At 71.7% G+C, this 1,230-nt stretch carries 1 pseudogene; it reads right to left on the bottom strand.

Going from position 1 to position 1,230, the window contains the following annotated elements:
* Positions 1 to 104: 104 nt before the first annotated feature.
* Positions 105 to 1,230: pseudogene (locus KBX39_RS31505) on the bottom strand (hypothetical protein); the annotation flags it as partial.

Below are 1,230 nucleotides of genomic sequence, written 5' to 3' on the forward strand. Positions count from 1 at the left end.
GGCGCGGGTACCCGCTGTCACCGTCGTCACACCTGACCACCGACGCGGCCTGGGCGACTCCCCCCGTGGTCGTCCAGGCCGCGCCCCGAACCTGACCTCACCACCTACGGCGCACGGCCACGGATCCTCCCGACGAGGAGCCTGACAGCGTCCTGGTACTCCGGTTGCGTGTGATACGGCCAGTGGCGTTCCACTGCGGGCGGAACGGTGTCCGTCGGCTCCACGGTGACACCGCGGGGATCGCGCAGCCGCACGTCGACAGTTGCGGCCTCCCGAGGTACGCCAGGCGTGAGGTCGGGATGGTCGAAGATCGGCGCGCCGATCGGGTCGGTATCACGCCACAGGTTGCGCCACCGCCAGTCGATCCGCTCACCGAGCTCGCACAGCACCCGTTCGCCGAGGTAGGCCGGGTAGAGGCGGGCATAGATCCGGTACAGGGGGCTGCCGTGGGTCAGCAACGCGATCCGTGGCAGAGTCTCGGATGGCAGGTGCAGGACGGTGGCGGCGGCCAGCACCGAGCCGTGGCTGTGCCCGGAGATCACCACGGGCCCATGCGCGGCCAGTGCGCAGACCCGCCGCGTCAGTTCGGGCACGGCCCGCGCCGCGTAGCAGGGCGGTGCGAACGGGTGCACCGTCCGGGGCCAGAAGGTGCCCAGATCCCACAACACGCCGACGAGCCGGCGGGTCTCCGGCGACCGGTACGCGCGGTAGGCCAGGATCAGCAGTCCGACGACGATGAGGCTGATGATCCAGATACCGATGTCGGTGACATATGCGGTGAGCACGGCGAGGACGTCGTGGCGCCGATTGAGGCGGGCGGCGAGTTGTGTGGGGCCGATCCCGACGAGGTCGAGCGCCACGGTGGCGAGCCCGAGTGAGGAGACCACGAAGAACGCGACCAGGGTCGGCCCGAGTTCCTCGGTGACGAAGGAGCGGGCGACCGTGTCGCGGACCGCGGCCAGCCGCGGCGCCGCCGAAGCGGGCGCGTCGGGGTAGTCCCGCTCGACCACGCGTCGCGCGTACGCCCGACGACGGCGCTGGGCGGCGGGCAGGGTGAGGGCAATCGCCGCGGTGACGACAAGCAACGCGGCCAGCCCGGCGAGCGCGGCCCACCAGTACGCCACCGGTGGTTCCAGTGGGCCCAGCGCAGGTGGGCTGGGCCGGATCGGGTCGGGGATGCGGCCCCGGTCGAGATGGTCGGCGGTGCGGAACACCAACGTGGTGGTGTAG

It is taken from the genome of Micromonospora sp. D75 (genome assembly GCF_018070405.1).
Taxonomy (GTDB): Bacteria; Actinomycetota; Actinomycetes; order Mycobacteriales; family Micromonosporaceae; genus Micromonospora; species Micromonospora chalcea.